Source organism: Synechococcus sp. H60.1 (assembly GCF_047462335.1).
GTDB lineage: Bacteria > Cyanobacteriota > Cyanobacteriia > Thermostichales > Thermostichaceae > Thermostichus.
On record NZ_JANSJA010000063.1, the window covers coordinates 2,360 to 20,592 of the forward strand.

At 61.2% G+C, this 18,233-nt stretch carries 17 protein-coding genes; 15 read left to right on the top strand and 2 right to left on the bottom strand.

What is annotated here, in order from left to right; translation table 11 throughout:
• Positions 1-176: 176 nt before the first annotated feature.
• Entirely contained in the window at positions 177-2,468 is a 2,292-nt protein-coding gene (glgB, locus tag NW852_RS03360) for a 1,4-alpha-glucan branching protein GlgB (RefSeq protein WP_414363885.1), read from the top strand.
• A gap of 39 nt (positions 2,469-2,507) precedes the next feature.
• Positions 2,508-3,899 (top strand): TldD/PmbA family protein, encoded by a 1,392-nt coding sequence (locus NW852_RS03365; protein WP_414363887.1) that lies wholly within the window; start codon positions 2,508-2,510, stop codon positions 3,897-3,899.
• Positions 3,900-3,917: 18 nt separating this feature from the next.
• Here NW852_RS03365 and NW852_RS03370 read toward each other — a convergent pair whose 3' ends face one another.
• Positions 3,918-5,225 (bottom strand): class I SAM-dependent methyltransferase, encoded by a 1,308-nt coding sequence (locus NW852_RS03370; protein ID WP_414363888.1) that lies wholly within the window; start codon positions 5,223-5,225, stop codon positions 3,918-3,920.
• Positions 5,226-5,307: 82 nt separating this feature from the next.
• Complete coding sequence (gene lpdA / locus NW852_RS03375; RefSeq protein WP_414371096.1) at positions 5,308-6,690, bottom strand: dihydrolipoyl dehydrogenase; 1,383 nt, start codon at positions 6,688-6,690, stop codon at positions 5,308-5,310.
• 144 nt (positions 6,691-6,834) lie between these two features.
• Between lpdA and NW852_RS03380 the strand changes: the two genes are divergently transcribed.
• The 13 genes from NW852_RS03380 to NW852_RS03440 all read left to right on the top strand — a co-directional run bounded on the left by NW852_RS03380 (position 6,835) and on the right by NW852_RS03440 (position 18,232).
• Positions 6,835-7,611 (top strand): HAD family hydrolase, encoded by a 777-nt coding sequence (locus NW852_RS03380; RefSeq protein ID WP_414371125.1) that lies wholly within the window; start codon positions 6,835-6,837, stop codon positions 7,609-7,611.
• Positions 7,608-8,456 (top strand): M28 family peptidase, encoded by an 849-nt coding sequence (locus tag NW852_RS03385; RefSeq protein WP_414371094.1) that lies wholly within the window; start codon positions 7,608-7,610, stop codon positions 8,454-8,456. Before NW852_RS03380 ends, NW852_RS03385 begins: the two co-directional genes overlap by 4 nt.
• Before the next feature lie 294 nt (positions 8,457-8,750).
• Positions 8,751-9,512: a ChaB family protein gene (locus NW852_RS03390; protein WP_414363891.1), complete on the top strand. Its 762-nt coding sequence runs from the start codon at positions 8,751-8,753 to the stop codon at positions 9,510-9,512.
• A 127-nt stretch (positions 9,513-9,639) separates the two neighbouring features.
• Positions 9,640-10,572, top strand: coding sequence for a DnaJ C-terminal domain-containing protein (locus NW852_RS03395; RefSeq protein WP_414426469.1), 933 nt, complete (start codon positions 9,640-9,642; stop codon positions 10,570-10,572).
• Complete coding sequence (locus NW852_RS03400; RefSeq protein ID WP_414363893.1) at positions 10,569-10,850, top strand: chaperone modulator CbpM; 282 nt, start codon at positions 10,569-10,571, stop codon at positions 10,848-10,850. Before NW852_RS03395 ends, NW852_RS03400 begins: the two co-directional genes overlap by 4 nt.
• A gap of 52 nt (positions 10,851-10,902) precedes the next feature.
• A complete protein-coding gene (locus NW852_RS03405) occupies positions 10,903-11,652 on the top strand; it encodes a photosystem reaction center subunit H (RefSeq protein WP_414371091.1) in 750 nt (249 codons plus the stop codon).
• Between the two features lie 216 nt (positions 11,653-11,868).
• A complete protein-coding gene (rplU, locus tag NW852_RS03410) occupies positions 11,869-12,276 on the top strand; it encodes a 50S ribosomal protein L21 (protein ID WP_414363895.1) in 408 nt (135 codons plus the stop codon).
• A gap of 60 nt (positions 12,277-12,336) precedes the next feature.
• A complete protein-coding gene (gene rpmA, locus NW852_RS03415; protein ID WP_414363896.1) occupies positions 12,337-12,606 on the top strand; it encodes a 50S ribosomal protein L27 in 270 nt (89 codons plus the stop codon).
• A 145-nt stretch (positions 12,607-12,751) separates the two neighbouring features.
• The gene (locus NW852_RS03420; RefSeq protein ID WP_414426470.1) at positions 12,752-14,230 is read left to right on the top strand and encodes a cellulose synthase; all 1,479 of its coding nucleotides are present in this window, start codon (positions 12,752-12,754) and stop codon (positions 14,228-14,230) included.
• Positions 14,231-14,487: 257 nt separating this feature from the next.
• Positions 14,488-16,248, top strand: coding sequence for an MBL fold metallo-hydrolase (locus tag NW852_RS03425; RefSeq protein WP_414378013.1), 1,761 nt, complete (start codon positions 14,488-14,490; stop codon positions 16,246-16,248).
• Positions 16,249-16,307: 59 nt separating this feature from the next.
• Positions 16,308-17,060, top strand: a complete 753-nt coding sequence (locus NW852_RS03430; RefSeq protein ID WP_414363899.1) for an ABC transporter ATP-binding protein — start codon at positions 16,308-16,310, stop codon at positions 17,058-17,060.
• Between the two features lie 100 nt (positions 17,061-17,160).
• Positions 17,161-17,745 carry a TIGR04376 family protein gene (locus NW852_RS03435; protein ID WP_414363900.1) on the top strand — a complete coding sequence of 195 codons (585 nt, stop codon included), beginning with the start codon at positions 17,161-17,163 and terminating at the stop codon, positions 17,743-17,745.
• Between the two features lie 190 nt (positions 17,746-17,935).
• Positions 17,936-18,232, top strand: coding sequence for a PipX family protein (locus tag NW852_RS03440; protein ID WP_414363901.1), 297 nt, complete (start codon positions 17,936-17,938; stop codon positions 18,230-18,232).
• Position 18,233: the final 1 nt, after the last annotated feature.

Here is an 18,233-nt window from a genome sequence, read left to right on the forward strand (position 1 = left end):
ACAAGCCAACCAATCTCGCTGGCAAGGAGGAGAATTACCCCCTCCCAACTCTAGCAGGTTTTCCCAGGGGCAGAAAGGTTTGGCTGCTACCGCCATGGCTCCGGCAATCCCTGCGCTACCAAAAGTGGCAGCCGAGCACCGCTAGACTGAGATTGTTGCTTTATTGAAGCTTGCCGATGGGCTTTCTCCTGTCTGCCGAACAAGTGCTTCAGTTCGTCACCAACCAGTGGCGGGATCCCTATGCTGTTTTGGGGCCGCAGCAGATAGAGCAGGGGGAGGTGTCCTTCTGGCTGGTGCGCGCCCTGGTGCCCAATGCCAAACAGGTTTGGCTGGTGGAACGCGCCACTGGGCAGGCCCACCCGATGCAGCCGCTGCATCCAGAAACGTTGTTTGAGCTGCGCTTTGCGCCTGGCACGCCGGTTCCAGACTACTTTCTGCGGGCGCAGCGGGTTTGGGATCCAGAGGGCCAGCACTTGGAAGAGTGGGAGGATCCCTATCGCTTTCCCCTGGAGAAGGTCAACCACATCGGTGAGCTGGATCGCTACCTCTTCAACGAGGGCAACCACCACCGCATCTACGAGAAGTTGGGCGCCCATCCCATCAGCGTAGATGGGGTTCAGGGAGTCCACTTTGCCGTCTGGGCTCCCAACGCCCGCAATGTCAGCGTTATCGGCGACTTCAACCACTGGGATGGCCGCCAACACCAAATGAAGCGGCTGGGCGAAAGTGGCATCTGGGCGGTGTTCATCCCCGGCATTGGGCCAGGAGCCGTCTACAAGTACGAGGTGAAAACTGCCTGGGGGGATATCTACGAAAAGTCAGATCCCTATGGCTTTCAGCAGGAGGTGCGACCCAAAACCGGCTCGATTGTAGCCGAGCTCCACACCTATACCTGGCACGACCAGGAGTGGCTGGAAAAGCGGGCTGCCACCGACCCCCTGCGCTCGCCCATCTCGGTGTACGAGGTGCATCTGGGATCCTGGATGCACGCCTCAACGGAAGACCCCCCCGCCGATGGGCACCTGGTGCCGCTGGATCAAAAGCCCAACACCCGCTTTCTCACCTACCGGGAGCTGGCGGACAAGTTGATCCCCTATGTCAAGGAGCTGGGCTTTACCCACATCGAGCTCTTACCTGTGGCCGAGCATCCCTTCGACGGCTCCTGGGGCTACCAGGTTATTGGCTACTACGCGGTAACCTCCCGCTACGGATTGCCCCAAGACTTCATGTACTTTGTCGATCGCGCCCACCAGGAAGGGATCGGCGTCATTGTCGATTGGGTGCCGGGGCATTTCCCCAAAGATGGGCATGGGCTGGCCTTTTTTGACGGTACCCACCTCTACGAGCATGCCGACCCCCGCAAGGGCGAGCACAAGGGCTGGGGCACTTTGGTTTTCAACTACGGCCGCAACGAGGTGCGCAACTATCTAATAGCCAATGCCCTCTTTTGGTTTGACAAATACCACATCGACGGCATTCGGGTGGATGCGGTGGCCTCAATGCTCTATCTGGATTACGACCGCAAAGACTGGATCCCCAACTCCTACGGTGGGCGAGAGCATTTGGAGGCGATTGACTTCCTTCGCCAGCTCAACACCCTTATCTTCAAGTACTACCCTGGCGTTCTTTCCATTGCCGAGGAATCCACTGCCTGGCCAATGGTAACCTGGCCAACCCATGTGGGTGGTCTGGGCTTTAACCTCAAGTGGAACATGGGCTGGATGCACGACATGCTGGACTATTTCCGCATGGATCCCTGGTTTCGCCAGTTCCATCACAACCTAGTGACTTTCAGCCTCATGTATGCCTTTAGCGAAAATTACATGCTGGCTTTTTCCCACGATGAGGTGGTGCACGGCAAAAGCCACATGTTGGGCAAAATGCCAGGGGATATGTGGCACAAGTTTGCCAGTTTGCGGGCCCTCTACGGCTACATGTTCACCCACCCCGGCAAGAAAACTTTGTTTATGAGCATGGAGTTTGGCCAGTGGAACGAGTGGAATGTTTGGGCAGATCTAGACTGGAAGCTGCTGCAGTATGAGCCCCACGCCAAGCTGCGCCACTACGTAGCCACCCTCAACCATCTCTTGCGCTCGCAGCCAGCTCTCTACACTCAAGACACCAAGCCAGAAGGGTTCCGCTGGATTGACTGCAGCGACCATCGGGGCATTATCTCCTTTATCCGCTATGGGGAGGATCCCAAGGAGTGGCTAGTGGTAGTCTGTAACTTTACACCGGTGGTTTGGCCGAATTACCGCATTGGCGTGCCGCAGCGAGGGTTTTACCAGGAACTGCTCAACAGCGACGCGGTGGAGTTCTGGGGCAGCGGCGTTGGCAACCTAGGGGGTAAGTGGACAGATGACTGGCCCTACCACAACCTGCCCTACTCGCTTGAGCTCTGTTTGCCTCCTCTTTCGACCTTGGTGCTGAAGTGGCAGCCGCCCCAGCCGGCTGAGAGCTCGACCTAAAAAGGGTATGCTGGAAGTACCGTCCTTCCCCTTAGGGCCATGCGAGATCTCCTGCGCGACATCCTTCGGGATTACTCCGGCTTGGTGGAACTGCGCTACCACAGCAAAGTCTTTCGCAGCGTTACGGCGGAAAAGGGCCGCATTGAGCGGACGGCGGTTCGGCGGCGCTCAGGGGTGGGGGTGCGGGTGCTGGAGGCCGGCACCTGGGGCTTTGCTGCCACCGGGGATCTCTCCCCAGCCGCCATTCGCAAGGCCATTGCCGAAGCCCAGCAGGCGGCCCGTGCCAGCGCCGACTGCCGCAAACAGAAGCTGAAGGCTTTGCCCAGCGTAGCCCTGGCCCAGGGAGAGTTCTGCGAGCCCGGCGTGGAGGAGGTGGTCAACAAGCCCCTAGAGGCCAAGATCCAGTTGGTTTTGGAAACGGAAGCCCAAGCCCGCAAGTCCTCTGCTCGCATTACCTCGGCCAGTTGCACCTACAACGAGATCTACGAGGAAAAAGCCATTGTTACTACAGATGGGGCGGATGTGGCCTTTCGTCTGGTGCGCCCTGAACTGCGGATCCAGGCGGTGGCCGAGGCGGATGGCCAACTGAGCAGCGGCGCCGAGTCCATTGGTGTTACCGGGGGGTGGGATTGCCTTTTTCGGACGGATCCCTTGCAGATGTCGGAGAAGGCGGCTGCCACCGCGGTCGATCTCCTCTCTGCAGGCTACGCCGAGGGAGGATGGGCCACAGTCATCTTGTCCCCTTCCATCGTGGGGCTGCTGGTGCACGAGGCCATTGGCCACACGGTCGAGGCGGATTTTGTCTTGGCGGGCTCGGTAGCAGCCGGCAAGCTGGGGCAGCAGGTAGCCAGCGAACTGGTTACCCTCAAGGACTCCGGCCGTTCGGAATTCATGCCAGGGGCAGGGGGAACGCTGCCGGTGGACGATGAGGGCGTTCCCACCCAAACCACCACCATCATCCAGAACGGCATCTTGGTGAGCTACCTGCACAACCGCGAAACGGCTGCCTACTTTGGCGTCGAGCCCACCGGCAACGCCCGCGCCTGGGAGTATGCCGACGAGCCGCTTATCCGCATGCGCAACACCTACCTTGAGCCGGGATCCCAAACCTTGGAGGAGATCCTTGCTAGCACACCTGACGGCTACTTCCTGGATGGGGCCAGGAATGGGCAAGCCGACTCCACGGGTGAGTTCATGTTTGGCGTGGAGCGGGCCTACCGCATTCGCAACGGCAAGCTAGCAGAGCTGCTGCGAGGGGTTACCATTACCGGCAATGCCTTTGAGGTGTTGCAGTCGGTGGATGCTGTGTCGCGGGATTTCCTGTGGGACTTGGGATCCGGCCACTGCGGCAAGGGTCAGCCGGCCAAGGTGGATGCTGGAGGGCCCTATATCCGCTGCCGCGCCATTGTGGGTGGCCGGCAGAGCGCTTAGCCTCCACCCCCTGCCCTTCTAGAGAGCAACTCTTAGAACCAGGCGGTCGGCTTCCCACTCGCGAAAGAGGCGGAGAACATGCTCGGCTCTCTCGGCGTGCTGCTCCAAAATCTCAGCGCCAGAGCGGGCCTGCTTGGCTAAGGGGAGCAGCAGCTCCACGACCTGGTAGCGGCTGGAGGCGATCATCTTGCCCGGGATCCGAGCAATGGGCCAGAAGATGTCCAACTTTTGGGTCACAATCTGGGCGGGATCCACCTTGCCCAGCAGATCCGAAAAGGGGATTTTGCGATCCCAGTAGCGCACCTGGCCGTGCTGGAGAAAGAGGGGGTTGAGCTGCCAACGGGAGCTGCGGAAAAACTCGGCTGTGAAGGGATCCCAGTTGGCCAGCTTCTTGCCCTGGTGGCAGCACCAAAAGAGATTTTGCGTGTGGTAGAGGGGCTCCAAGTACTCGATAACCCGCAGTTGGTCAATGCGGGAGAGGGCTTCGTAGCGGCGGTGGAACTCCGGGTGGGTGGCGGCAATTAAGGGCTTGGCATTCCAATAATCCAAGTAGGGGGCGACATCGATAAACTCCAGACCCGCCTGGGCCAAAAGGTCGGGGATCTCGCCAATGTCAAAAGGAATGTCGTTGGCGTGGAAGAAGTTGTCGACGATGTTTTCGTCTGCCGAGTAGTATTCCTCGTGGGCCTTGGCATGCCGGGCTAGCAGGGAATTGGGATGGGCTGCCTTTAACAATTGCCGCACAAATTCAATCTTTTCCGGCGTGGCCGGCGGAGTAATCCCCAGCAGCTCCAGAGCGCGGCGAATGCGGTAGACATGCCAACGGCCGGAACGGTTGTAGAGCATCAGCGCCATTACCCCCTCGGGAGCTAGGCGCGAGGCCAAGTTTCTCAAAGCCTTGACCGGATCGGCGGTGTGGTGGATCACCCCATAGGAGCTGATCATGTCGAAGCTCCCCTCCGGCCAAGTGGAGGGATCCATGAGATCCCCGTAGTGCACCGAGCAGTTGCGCAGGCCGTGGTACTTGATCCGTTTCTGGGCAATCTCTAGGGCCGGGCGGCTGAGATCGATCCCGACCACGGCGCCATAGCCGGGGTTGCTGGCGGCAATGCCGTGTACCTCCCAGCCGGTGCCGCAGCCAGCCACCAAAAATCTGGCCCCGGTCGGCTCTTGCAAAGTGCGGGTGCGGGCATATTGGGCGAGGATGTAGCTGCCTAGGCTGGAAAAGCCCTCAAAGGGCCGGTCGTAGGGAACGGGCGGGTAGGGAAACGCCTCGTACTGGGCCTGCACCGCCCGGGTAATCTCCGCTTCGCTGGCCAAAGCCACGTCCTCCCACCTCTTCCCCCCTATCCTATTAGACCAGCTTTGGCCGTCAAGTTGGCCCGTGTTGGTTGGCAGCAGGCCACGGCTAGGCTACTGCCAAGCTATGGGCAGCTCGCCGGTAGGCTTCCTCCAGCGTCTCTGCCAGGGTGGGGTGAACGTGCACCAGGCGGGCCAGCTCTTGCACCGTGGCGCGGCGGGCGATGGCCTGGGCCGCCTCGTGGATGAGATCCGCAGCATGGGGCCCAAAGATGTGGGATCCCAGCAGGAGACCCGTCTCCTTGTCAAAGACCAGCTTGACCATGCCCTCCGTCTCGCCAGAGGCAATGGCCTTGGAGTTGCCGCCAAAGTAGGTGCGCACCGTGCCCACGCTATAGCCCTCGGCTTTGGCCTGGGGCTCGGTTAGCCCCACAAAGCCCATCTCCGGGTGGGTAAACACCGCTGCTGGGATGCTCAAGTAATCCATATAGGCGGAGCGGCCACAGATGTTTTCCACCGCCACCCGCCCCTGGGCTGCCGCCGCGTGGGCCAGCATCAGCTTGCCCGTCACATCGCCAATGGCCCAGAGGTGGGGCAATTCGGTGGCCATGCGGCTATCTACGGGTACAAAGCCGCGCTTGTCTAACTCCACCCCCAGCTCCGCCAAGCCCAGCCCCTCTGAGACCGGGATCCGCCCAGCGGCCACCAGGCAGGCATCTACCTGCAGCGTTTCGCCGTTAGAGAGGTGGATCGTCACCGGCTGGCCAGGGATCACCTGCTTGGCCAGCACGCCCACATAGGTCTGGATTTGCCTGGGTTTGATCAGCACCCGCTGGGCCAGGCGGGCAATGTCGGGGTCAAAGGCCGGCATCAGGGTTTCCAGGGCCTCGATGAGAATGACCTGGGATCCCAGCGCCGTGTAGACGTCGGCAAACTCCTGGCCAATGTAGCCGCTGCCGATGATGGCCAGCCGCTCCGGGATCCACTCCAACCGCACCGCCTCGTTACTGGTAAACACCGTGCGGCCATCTACTTGGATCCCCGGCGGCACAAAGGGTCGGGAACCCGTGGCCAGAATCACATCCCGCGCCGTGTAGGTTCGAGATCCCTTCTCTTCCTGGACTTCAACCATTTGGGATCCCGCCAGCCTGCCCCGCCCTCGCAGGATTGTTACCCCCAGCTTCTCCAGGGAGCGAGTCATGTCGGCGCGGATCTTCTCCACCACCTGGGTGGCGTGATTGGCAATCGCCCCCCGGTTAGCCTGGACGGATCCCACTTGGATGCCCAGCCCAGCGCTGTGTTGCAGTTCCCGCAGGCGGGCGGAGGCAGCCAGCAGAGCCTTGGAGGGGATGCAGCCGCGGTTGATACAGGTGCCGCCCATTTCGGCGCACTCGACGATGGCGGTTTTGAGGCCGGACTCGACAGCATGCAGCGCCGCGCCGTGGCCGCCGACGCCGGCACCGATGATGATTAAGTCAAAATCGAAGCTCATGGCGAGACTTGGATAACCGGTGCCTCATTTTCTCATCTTGTTGGCCTTCCCAGGAACCTGGCTGAGAGCATCCAAACCATGAGGTAGCATAGGGTCGCCTGCCCAGTTGACAGGAGGCTGGCGGGGTGGGAACGGGGGGTGCGCATGGAACTGCAAGCTTTGATTTTCGACGTGGATGGCACGCTGGCGGATACGGAGCGGGATGGGCACCGCGTGGCCTTTAACGCCGCCTTTGCCGAGGCAGGCTTGGACTGGCACTGGTCGGTGGAGCTCTACGGCCAACTCCTGGCTATTACGGGCGGCAAAGAGCGCATTCGCCACTTCGTCGAGACCTGTCAGCCGCCGCTGCCTGCCGGGGAAGACCTGACGGCCCTAATAGCCCGGCTGCACCAGGCCAAGACCCGCCACTACACAGCTCTGCTGGCCCAAGGAGGGATCCCCTTGCGCCCCGGAGTCAAGCGCCTCTTGCAGGAGGCCAAGGCCGCCGGGATCCGCCTGGCCATCGCCACCACCACCACGCCCGAAAACGTGACGGCCCTTCTGGAGCACACCCTGCCGGAGAGCCTGAGCTGGTTTGAGGTGATTGCTGCCGGCGATATTGTCCCCGCCAAAAAGCCCGCCCCCGACATCTACTTCTACACGCTGAAACAGATGGGGCTGCGCCCCCAGGAGTGCCTGGCCTTTGAGGACTCCGAAAACGGGCTGCGCTCGGCCCAGCAGGCGGGCATCCCTGCCGTGGTGACGGTTAACGATTACACTCGGGAGCAAGACTTTTCCGGAGCAGCCTTGGTGCTGGATCACCTGGGGGAGCCTGAGTTGCCGTTTCAGGTGCTGGCGGGAAGGGCAGGATCCCACCGCTACTTCACCCTGGAGCTGGCCCGCCAGGTTCATGCCCAAGCCCTTGCCGAGCAAGAAAAGTGATCCAAGATCCCCATCTGCAACAGCGCCTCCGGGATCACCTGCGGCAAGTGGCCCAGCCACGGGATCCCGACTGGTCGCCCCTGGGCCACAGCCAGGTGGAGCGCTACATCCAAGAGGAGCTTTCCCGCTATGGGCTTGTAGAATCTTTTTCCTTCGAGGCTCGGGGCTGCCAGCACCGCAACTGGATCTTGAAATTGCCGGGATCCCATCCCCGCCGATCGCCCATTCTGGTCGGGGCTCATTTTGACGCTGCCCCGGCCACCCCTGGAGCCGACGACAACGCCAGCGGTGTAGCGGTGCTGCTGGAGCTGGCCCGCCATTTTGCCACCCATCCCGCCCTTTCCCCCCTGTGGCTAGTGGCCTTCGACCTAGAAGAGCGGGGCCTGCTGGGGAGCAAAGCCTACGCCCGCTTTCTTAGACAACAGCGCCAACCCCTGCGGCTAATGCTCTCTCTGGAGATGCTGGGCTACCGGGATCCCACGCCCGGATCCCAGCGCTACCCCGCTGGCCTGGAGCGGCTCTACCCTGACCGGGGGGATTACATCGGCCTCATTGGCAACTGGCCCGCCCTGGGGAATCTGCTGAGGCTACAGCACAGTTTTCAGCAGGCGGGGATCCCGTGTTGCTGGTTGCCAGCCGGCCAGCGGGGTTTGATCCTGCCGCTTACCCGCCTTAGCGACCACTCCCCCTTTTGGGATGCAGGCTACCCTGCAGTTATGGTGACCGACACCGCCTTCTTGCGCAACCCCCACTACCACAAGCTCAGCGACACCCTTGAGACCCTAGATCTGGACTTTTTGAGTGGGGTCTGCTGCGGCTTGAGGCAAGGTCTTGGATCCCTCTAGCCGCGACCTCGATTCCCAACTCCCCTCTCCCTGAGGGAGAGGGGCTGGGGGTGGTCGCGTGAGTGGCGCGGAGCGCTTGGGATGTCCCTGAGGGAGAGGGGCTGGGGGTGAGGGCCAGCGGCGCGGGGCGCTTGGGCAGGCCTCCTCAGTACGGAGATCGCTCCAGGAGTTTCGCGATCCCTCGACTCCCGCTGGGGCAACCGAGGGAGATAATGGGCAGCATAGGCAAAGAGGGGAAAAGCTTGCCAAAAGCTGCCCTCAGCCTTCTCGGCCAAAACTTTCCCAGGAGACTTTATGAGCGCCTTCGCCCAAGCCCCCAAAAAGTGCGTTTCTGCCGTTTTTAAAGAAGAAGCCAAAGTCCAAGAGTGCATCCAGCGCCTGCTCAACCGCGGCATCCCCAACGATCGCATCTCCATCATTGGCCGCAATTTTCAAACGGAAGCCAAAATCAGCGGCTTTATCACCCGCAAGGATGTGGTTCTCGACGGGTTGACCAGCGGCGCTATTTATGGATCCCTGTTTGGATCCCTGTTGGGGCTACTTACAGGCGTAGGGGTGCTGTTTATTCCCTTTTTGGGAGCGGTGGTGGCCGCTGGACCTTTGGGAGCGGCGCTGCTGGGGGCAACCGGCGGCGCTCTCTACGGGGCGCTGGGAGCGGGGCTGGGATCCGCCCTCATTGCCCTGGGCATGCCGCAGGAGAAAGCTGCCATCTACCAAACCCGGGTGCAAGCAGGTGAGTTCCTCTTGGTGGTGCAGGTGCCGGAGGAAAAAGCCGGCGAAATCTACTTGCTGTTGCAAAGTGCCGGCGGCGAAGAGGTGGCCACTGCCGACTTGAACTTGCCTAGTGAGCCAGAAGGCAACCTGACGCCGGAGACCATCTCCCCAGAAATCCGCGCCGATCTCTCAGAAGAAGCCCAGCAAACCTTTGTGGAAGCCTATAACCAGGCCAAGGCAGAGGGCAACCCTGTCACCCAGGCCCTGCTCAAGGCTTGGGAAAAGGTTAAACAAGTTTTCACAAGGGACGACAAGGGAATCTTTTCCAGGCGCAAGCCCTAGCCCAGATAGCTTCTCAACAGCAGGGGCAGAGCCAACTGCCCCGCCGTGGCTCCGTCTCTTCAATACCCACCTTACATTCTGAGAAGTATCCTGAAAAGCCTTAACCTGATTTCGTAGGGGTGAGCTTATGGCTGCGAGCGATTTCAAGGACTACTACCAGATCCTGGGCGTCAGCCGAGATGCTTCTTTAGAGGAGATCAAGCGCGCCTATCGCAAGCTGGCTCGCCAGTATCACCCCGACGTTAACCCCGGCAACAAGGCAGCCGAGGAGCGCTTCAAGGAGATCAACGAAGCCTACGAGGTGCTCTCGGATCCCGACAAGCGGCGGCGCTACGACCAGTTTGGCCAGTACTGGCAACGGGTGGGCAGCGGTGCCGCAGCAGGGCCGGGCATGGAGGGATTTGCCCAGTACGCCACCTTCGAGGACTTTATCAACGAGCTGCTGGGCCGCATGGGATCCCGCCGCGGCGGCTTCCAGGGTTTCACCACCGGGTTTGGGCCGTTCGTCTCGGTGGATCTGCCAGGGCAAGACGTAGAAGCCACGCTAGGCCTCACCTGGGCAGAAGCTTTCCACGGCACCCAAAAGCGGCTGAGCGTGGATGGCGAAACCCTCACCATCCGCATTCCTCCCGGCGCCAAACCGGGCAGTCGCATCCGCGTCAAGGGCAAAGGCCAATATAGCCCCTTTGGCGGGCCGAGGGGGGATCTCTACCTCACCCTGGAGCTGCCTCCCCACTCCTTCTTCCGCTTTGACGGCGACAACCTGCTCTGCGAGCTGCCCATCACGCCCGATGAGGCAGTTTTGGGCGGCACGGCGGAAGTGCCCACCCCCACCGGTCGGGTGCAACTGAAGATCCCTGCCGGTGTCGATAGCGGCCAAACCCTGCGGCTGCGCGGCCAAGGCTGGCGGGATCCCCAAGGGCAGCGAGGTGACCTGCTGGTGCGGCTAAAGGTTGTCACGCCCAAATCCCTCTCCCCCACTGAGCGGGATCTCTACGAGAAACTGCGGCAAAATCGGAGCTGGGATCCCCGCGCCTACTTGCAGGAGGTGAAGCTATGAGCTTGGCCATTGTGCGGGTGGAAGAACGGCTCTATACCTTTGAGCAGGCCAGCGAAGTAGCTGGGATCCCGCCCCACCTCTTGGAGTGGCTGCTGGCTCAGGGTTTGGTGGAAGCCGAAAGCAGCTACCTCACCCCCCAGCAACTGCGGCGCCTGGTGCAGATGATCCGTCTGCATCGCGACTTGGGCCTCAACTGGGTTGGGGCAGCGATGGTCTTGGACATGGCCCAGGAGATTGCCCGCCTTAGGGCGCAGCTACACTACTACCGCGGAGGCTAAGCAGCCCAAGCCTCCATCCCCCTTGAATCCCGCAAGTCAGGAGAATTTCTCTATGGAACAAATCGTCCGACGCAGCCAAGTGGTGGGCCTGCTGGCCCTGGATGGCAGCACCGCCACGGCCCTGGGCACCGTCGAAGAAATCTGGGTCGATCCCCAGGGACGGGTCTGCTACTTCACCAGCCAGCAGGGCTACACTCCCCTGGAGCAGATCTCACTCATCGGGCCGGACGCGCTGCTGACCTACTCCGCCGTCTTTGCCACCCCGGCAACGCCCCTCAGCTCCCTCTACCGGCGCACAGTGCGCATTGGGGATCAGCCGGTGGGTTGGATTGAGGATTTTCTCTTCGACTGGGAGACCGGATCCATTGCTGCTTACATCCTGGGGGGCAGCATTGCTGAGCCCTGGGGAGGGCGCGCCGTCCTCTTACCTGAGGATGTAGAGGCGATCGACGTGGACGCGGTGGTGGTCAAGGAAGATGCTCCCCAGCGCCTCAAATCGGAGACTGAGGGCCTAAAGAACTTTTGGAGCGAAAAATCCCGCCAAGTCAAGCAGCTCATCCAGCGCATGGGGGATCGCCTCAAAGCCCTGGTCGGCCCCCAGGATCCGCCGGAGGTGGTGCGTGTCAAGGTCAAGCAGGTGCGAGACGAGCTGGCCAAAGGGGGCAAGTTTGACCTTTCCCTGCTGGATGAGGCGGCAGAGTTTTTGCAGCAAAAATGGACAACCTGGCAACAGCGCCTCAGCCGCGCCGCCCAGCGCATGCAAGCTGCCCTTCAGGCCGCCTGGGAGAAGCTAACCGAGTGATGCTCCAACTCCCCTCTCCCTTTGGGAGAGGGGCCGGGGGTGTTCGCGTGAGCGGCGCGGAGCGCTTGGGCTGACTCCCTTTGGGAGAGGGGATGGGGGTGAGGGAATAGCCCTAGCTGACAGGAGGCAGGTTTTTCCGCTAGCATTAAAAATCGCTGTCAATGCTCGGATCAGGTTTCAAGACCCGCAGGGGCACCTGTACGGCAAGGAAAAGGCATGACCTACGCGATTGTGGAAACCAGTGGCAAGCAGCTTTGGGTAGAGCCGGGGCGCTTTTACGACATCGATCGCCTGCCCGGCATAGAAGAGAACAGCCCTTTGACCCTGTCCCAGGTGTTGTTGATTAACCATGAGGGACAGGTAACCCTGGGCCGTCCCTATATTGCCGAGGCCGTGGTCAGGGCGCGGGTTCTGCAGCACCGCCGTAGCGCCAAGATCCTCGTCTACAAAATGAGGCCGAAGAAAAAGACCCGCAAGAAAAGGGGACACCGGCAGATGCTCACCCGTGTGCTGATCGAGTCCATCGAACTCAACGGGACGCCCCTCGCCGCCGCTCAGGCTGCCTCGCCATCCACTTCTGAAACGGCAACTGCTGCAGCCGGGATCCCCGAGGCGGAGGAATAGGCCCTAAACTTTAGGATCGCAACTTATCTTCGGCGACGACACACTTGCACAGGAGGCATTATGGCTCACAAGAAAGGAACCGGCAGCACCCGCAACGGCCGCGACTCCAATGCCAAGCGGCTGGGGGTGAAGTGCTTTGGCGGCGAGCTGGTGCATCCCGGCTACATCCTGGTGAGACAGCGGGGCACCAAGTTTCACCCAGGGGTGAACGTGCGCATCGGCGGCGATGACACTTTGTTTGCGGTAGCCACCGGCATTGTCACCTTTGAGCGCTACGGCAAGTGGCGGAAAAAGGTGAGTGTCTACCCGGTTGAGACGGCTGCCCAATAGGCAGCGACTTGACCTGTTCTGGCCGGGCGACTGCCCAAGATAGCTCAATTTGTCACATCCCCTGGCCTGTCTGTGGGCAAAGGGGGCAGATCTGGGCCCGGCCCAATGCCCAGCACTGTGTGGAGCGCCTGTGAGATCTGCGGCTATGCGGATGTCTTTGTTTCGGGGAGTGGGGTTGCTCCACCTTATCGCTGGGGTGGCGTACCTTTACTGGCGCATCACCGAGGGGCTGACAGGCCTGGGATCCCTTGTGTTTTGGGGGGCGGAGCTGTACGTTTGGCTGGCGGCGGTGGGCTTTATCCTCAGCCGCTATTCCCAGGTGAGGCAAAAGGCGGTGCCAGGGCCAGAGGTGCTGCGGCGGTCGTTTTTTCAACTGCCGCGGGTGGATGTGCTGGTGATGCGCCAGCGGGATTCTCTGGAAGCGACCCGGCAGACGGTGCTCTCGGCTCTGCGCCTGGACTACCCCTGGGAGCGACTGTTTGTCCATATTGTGGATCGGGTGGAAGACGGAGAGATGGCCAAGGTGGCACAGGCCATCCCCTGCGAGTACTGGCCTTGCCCCACCCCCACGACCGATCCCCTAGCCTACCTGCTGGGATCCGGCCAGATCCAGGGAGAATATCTGCTGCTGTTGCAGCCGGGCCATTTTGTCGAGCCGGATTTTTTGTGGCAGACGTTGCCCCTGTTTTATGACTCACCGGAGCGGGCTCCCATCGCCAATGCCACCGGCTTTGTGCAGGCGATGCTGCGCACCCTGGGCCGGCCCCAGGCCGTTCACCCCCTACAGCAGCTTTTGGCGGTGGGATCCCAAGGCTACCAGGCGGCACCGCTGCTGGGATCCGGCTGTCTCATTCGGCGGGCGGCTTTGGAGGGGATCCCGCAAATTGACATTCGCCGCCCTGTGCAGTTGGGGTGTCAGATGCACTGCCGCGGCTGGCAGTCCCACCTGGTGCGCCAGGCCCAGGTCACCGGCGTTTTGTTGCCCCTGCGCAACCGCCGCGTGGCTCTGCTGGCGATTTTTTCGGCCTTGCGGGAAAATCCCTTCTGGGGCAAGCCAACTACGCAGCAGCAGCGCTTTCAGTACCTGTGGCTGGCCCTCTGGGCTGCTGGCGGCGTGGCAGAGCTGGCCTATTTGGCGGTGCCGATCCTCTTTCTCTGCACGGGCTGGATGCCGGTGCCGGCCTTTGATAGGGTCTTTTTTGCCTGGTTTTTGCCCTACGCCCTTCTAGGGCGGCTCACCTGGCTGTTGGCTTTTCCTCCCTCTCTGTGGGGGGCTGCGTGGCAGTCAGAACGACAGACAGGTAGCCAGTTTTTCCAGTCCATTCAGGCGTTGGTGCAGGCGTTGCGGGGGGTGCCCCCCTATCCCGAACAGCCGTCCCAACTCTCTCTCGGCCCGCAGGCATTGGCCATTGTGCTGACACTAGCAGCAATGGGGGTGGGAGCCCTGCGCTTTGCTGGCAACTGGGATCCAACCTGGCTAGAGCTGCTGTTTGGCCTAGTCTGGGCCTTCTACAACTTGATGGTTCTAACGGTGCGCCCGGACGATCACGATTTTGCCGGCTTTGCCTTGCGTAGCCACAACCCGGCGCCGGAAGAAACAACAGATGCGCTCCCCAACTCCTAGGGCTGCCAAGCCAGGCACATGGCAAAGCCAAATTCCCCTATCATCCCGCTGTTGCATGGAGAGCATAGAGAAAATTGCCGGCTGCCCCGGCGTACAGTGGGCAACAGCTATGCTGGAAGAAGGATAGGATAGCAGGATCGGCATAGGTTGCCCTTGCTTTTCCGGGAGGTGTACCGGGGAGAGGGGCGATCTCGGTCCGAGCCGCCCTTGTGGTTTGCAGGATTGAGCGTGGTCTTCTAGTTAAAAACAACACATCTGTGGAGTCAGAGAGATCTCCCCTTCGACTAATCCCCCTGGGCACGGATCCCCGGCAGCAGGGGTGTGCCTACTGGCTGGAGATGGGATCCCACCGCTTGCTTCTCGATTGTGGCTTGCCTGCTCCCGCTCTCCTCAAAGCCTTGCCAGGGATCCCGGATGCAGTAATCTGCAGCCATGCTCACTTTGACCACCTGCAGGGGCTGCCCGCCTTTTATCGTCGCTACCCGCAGGTGCCTATCTATGCCACCCCCCTGACCGCCCACTTGGCCAGCGGCCTGTGGGAGCGGGGCGTTTGGCCGGGCTACGACCGGGAAATTCGCTTTCCTCCCTTTCGGGCACTGCCCTTTGGCCAGGCACGGGAGATCTTGCCCCATCTGATGCTCACCTTTTTCACAGCCGGGCACCTGCCGGGGGCGGCGACGACACTGTTGCAAAACACCCAAGCCGCCCCCGCCCAAACCTGCGTGTACACCGGCGACTGTTCCCTGGCCTCTACCCGTTTTGCTCCCGGCTTGGATCTCGCCGCTTTGCGCCATTGGCAGCCGGACGTGCTGCTCATCGAAGCCTCGCTGGGATCCGCTCGCCATCCACCCCGTCGCCATCTGGAAAACCGCCTGGTGGAGCGCCTGATCAGCGCCTTGGCAGCAGGACAGACAGTGCTGTTTCCGCTGCCGGTATTGGGGCTGGGCCAGGAGTTGATTTTCCTCCTCAAAGCCCACCACCGCTTTACCCAGGCTTCCCAAGAGCTGACAGTGTGGGTGGCGCCAGGGCTAGCCGCAGGCTGCGATCTCTACGAACGCTTGCTTCCCTACCTGCCAGAGCCAGTGCGCAATTTCGCCACCTATCAGCCCTTGTTCTGGGAAGACCGCCTGCAGCCGCGGGTGCAGCCCCTTACGGAGGTGGATCCCTTGCCCCAGGGCCTATTGCTGTGCGATGCCGACGCCGGGCCCGAAGCCTGGGAGCCCATCTGGTCGCGCTTGCTGGCCCAACCGCAGCGCTCCTGCTTGCTAGTGCGGCTGCCGGAAGTGGAGTTGGCCACCCCCTTTGACCAATGGCCAGCGCCACTGCGCTCCCGCATTGGGGTGGAGTGGTTGGCCTGGCACAGCCACAACGATGTTGGGCATCTGACCCAGATCGTCCACACCTTTCGCCCCCAACATGTGGTTTTGGTGCACGCCAGCCCCCAGCAGGTGCAGGATCTGGCGGATCTGCCGGAGCTGTGCAACCGTTACCATGTTCACTGCCCTCAACCCGGCCATTGGCTGGAGTTACCCGACGGGCGCCTGCAAACCCAAGTCAAGCCGTCAGAATCTCCCAGGGATCCCACCTTGCGCTACGAGGGGGAGGTGGAAGAGATCTGGCAGGAACAGGGCTCGCCCCGGGCCTTGGCTGGTGTGCAGGTGCGTCTGCCCCCTCAGATTGCCCAGGATCCCCGTTGGGCCGCTTGGGCCGATACCGGCCTGGTGGAAGCCCGCTGGCAGGGATCTGAACTGGTCCTGCGCGGCCTTTCGCCGCGAGAGCTGATCCGCCCGGCAGAGTCCGCCCCCGCCACCGGCATCGTGCCGCGCCCCAAACCCGCCCCTGTCTTCGCTGCCGGGGGCATGAGGTGCCAGAACTGCCGCTTTGCCCGCCAGATCTTGACAGCCCACACCCAAGTTCTTCGCTGCGACCAGGAGCGCTCCCCCCTCTACCGTCTCCGGGTGGATCCCCAAGGAAGCTGCCCCTACCACCAACCGCAGGAGATCCGCTCTTCCGGCTAGGGACCAGGGCAGTTGCCGCCCAAAGGCTCGCTAGAATGGGGCCAGTCGCGGTGTCAACCATGCTTGAGCAACAACCCTGGGCAGATCGTCACCAGGGGCCCGTGGGATCCCTGGAGCACCCTGCCGCCTTGGCCTCGCCTCGCCCGCCCGTGGTGCGGATGGTCGGGGTGAACAAGATCTATCCGCTGCCGGAAGGCAGCTTTCAGGCCCTCTACGATATTGACTTGGTGATCGAGGCTGGGGAGCACTGTGCTATCATGGGGCCCTCCGGCTCCGGCAAGTCCACCCTGATGAACCTCATGGGCTGTTTGGATCGGCCCAGCTCAGGGCGCTACTGGCTGGACGGCGTGGAGGTTTCCACTCTGACGGATCGGGAGCTAGCCCGGATTCGCAACCAAAAGATCGGCTTTGTCTTCCAGCAGTTTCATCTGCTGCCTGTTCTGACAGCACTGGAGAACGTCATGCTCCCCTTGGCCTATGCCGGGATCCCGGAGCCAGAACAGCGCCGGCGGGCCAAGCAAGCTTTAGAACAGGTGGGCTTGGGGAGCAAGCTGCACCAGCGCCCAGCCCAGCTCTCCGGCGGCCAGCAACAGCGGGTGGCCATTGCCCGGGCCATCGTCAACCGACCGCAACTGTTGTTGGCTGATGAGCCCACCGGCGCCCTAGACAGCCACACCAGCCAGGAAGTGCTCAACCTTTTTGCCGAGCTCCACCGCCAGGGCATTACTCTTGTCGTGGTTACCCATGACCTGGAAGTGGCCCAAGCCGCCCAGCGCATTATCCGACTTGGAGACGGGCGTCTGTTGGCTTGAGGCAGACAGGGATCCAGGATCTGGGGATCTCACCGCAAGGGGCTGGCTTGCGCTAGTCTAAACGCAGCTAACTGAGCGCTCGGCCAACGAGGATCGGCCCATGAAATTCATCGAAGATATCATCCGATTTTTGGAAACCCGCCTGGAGGAATTTCTTAGGGCCCACCCCGAGATCGAGCTGCAGGCTCTTGATGAGCAGTTGCGCCAGCAGGAAGCGGATACTCTGCGGCTGTTGCAGGAAAGCCGCGCTCAGAAGCAGGCCCTCAGCGAAGCTCTCTCCGAGTTGGGCGAGGAGATCAAGACCTGGCACTTTCGCATCGAGAAGGCCGAGCGGGCCAATCGCCCCGATCTGGCCGAAGGGGCACGCCGACGGGAAGCCGAGCTTTTGGAGAAAGGGAGTCGGGTGTTTGGCCAAGGCAAGGCTCTGGAGGAGAAAATCCAGCAACTGGAAGCTCTGCTACCGCAAATTGCCCAGCGCCGCCAAGAGGTGAAAACCAAGCTGCAAGAAGTCAAAGCCGCCCAAGCCCAGAAGGCTGGCGAGCCGGATCCGCAGTTCAACCGCTGGGGCAGCCTGTTTGAAGAGGATAAATTGGAGGAAGAATTTCGTCGGCTGGAGATGCGACTAGCGGTAGATAAGGAATTGGATGACATGAAGAAAAAGGCGCAGGAACAGCAGCGGCGATAGCAGCCCGACCTGTGTCTAAAAGCTTTGTTAATCTTGAATCCAGTCGCAAAAGCCAAAATCAGGCTGGGTGGAACCTCTGATTTGCGCTCTTGGTCTCAAGAGCCGGAGCAAAATCATTTCAGCAACTTTCTCGGCCAGCGAACGAGAAGGAAAGCCCCTCTTCTCCACCAAGAGTGATACGCTATTGGTCATGAATGAGCTGTATCTGAATCACCCTACATTTGGTTTGCTCTACAGCCTGTGTCGGGTTGACGAAAGTCAGGCCATCTTCACCACCCTTTATGCCCAAAGGCTGTTTTTTCGGGTTTACTTCAAGCCCCCCGATCACAACGCCGATCCATCTGCTCTGGAAGAATTGGTTTTTGACCCGATTAGCCGCAATGAAGCCCGCCAAGTTCTCGAAGAACAAATGCGCCTTTTGCGCCGTGCCAATCGCAAAGACGAGCTGGAGCACCTGCAGTTGGTTTACAAACGCACCTTTTCCTGAC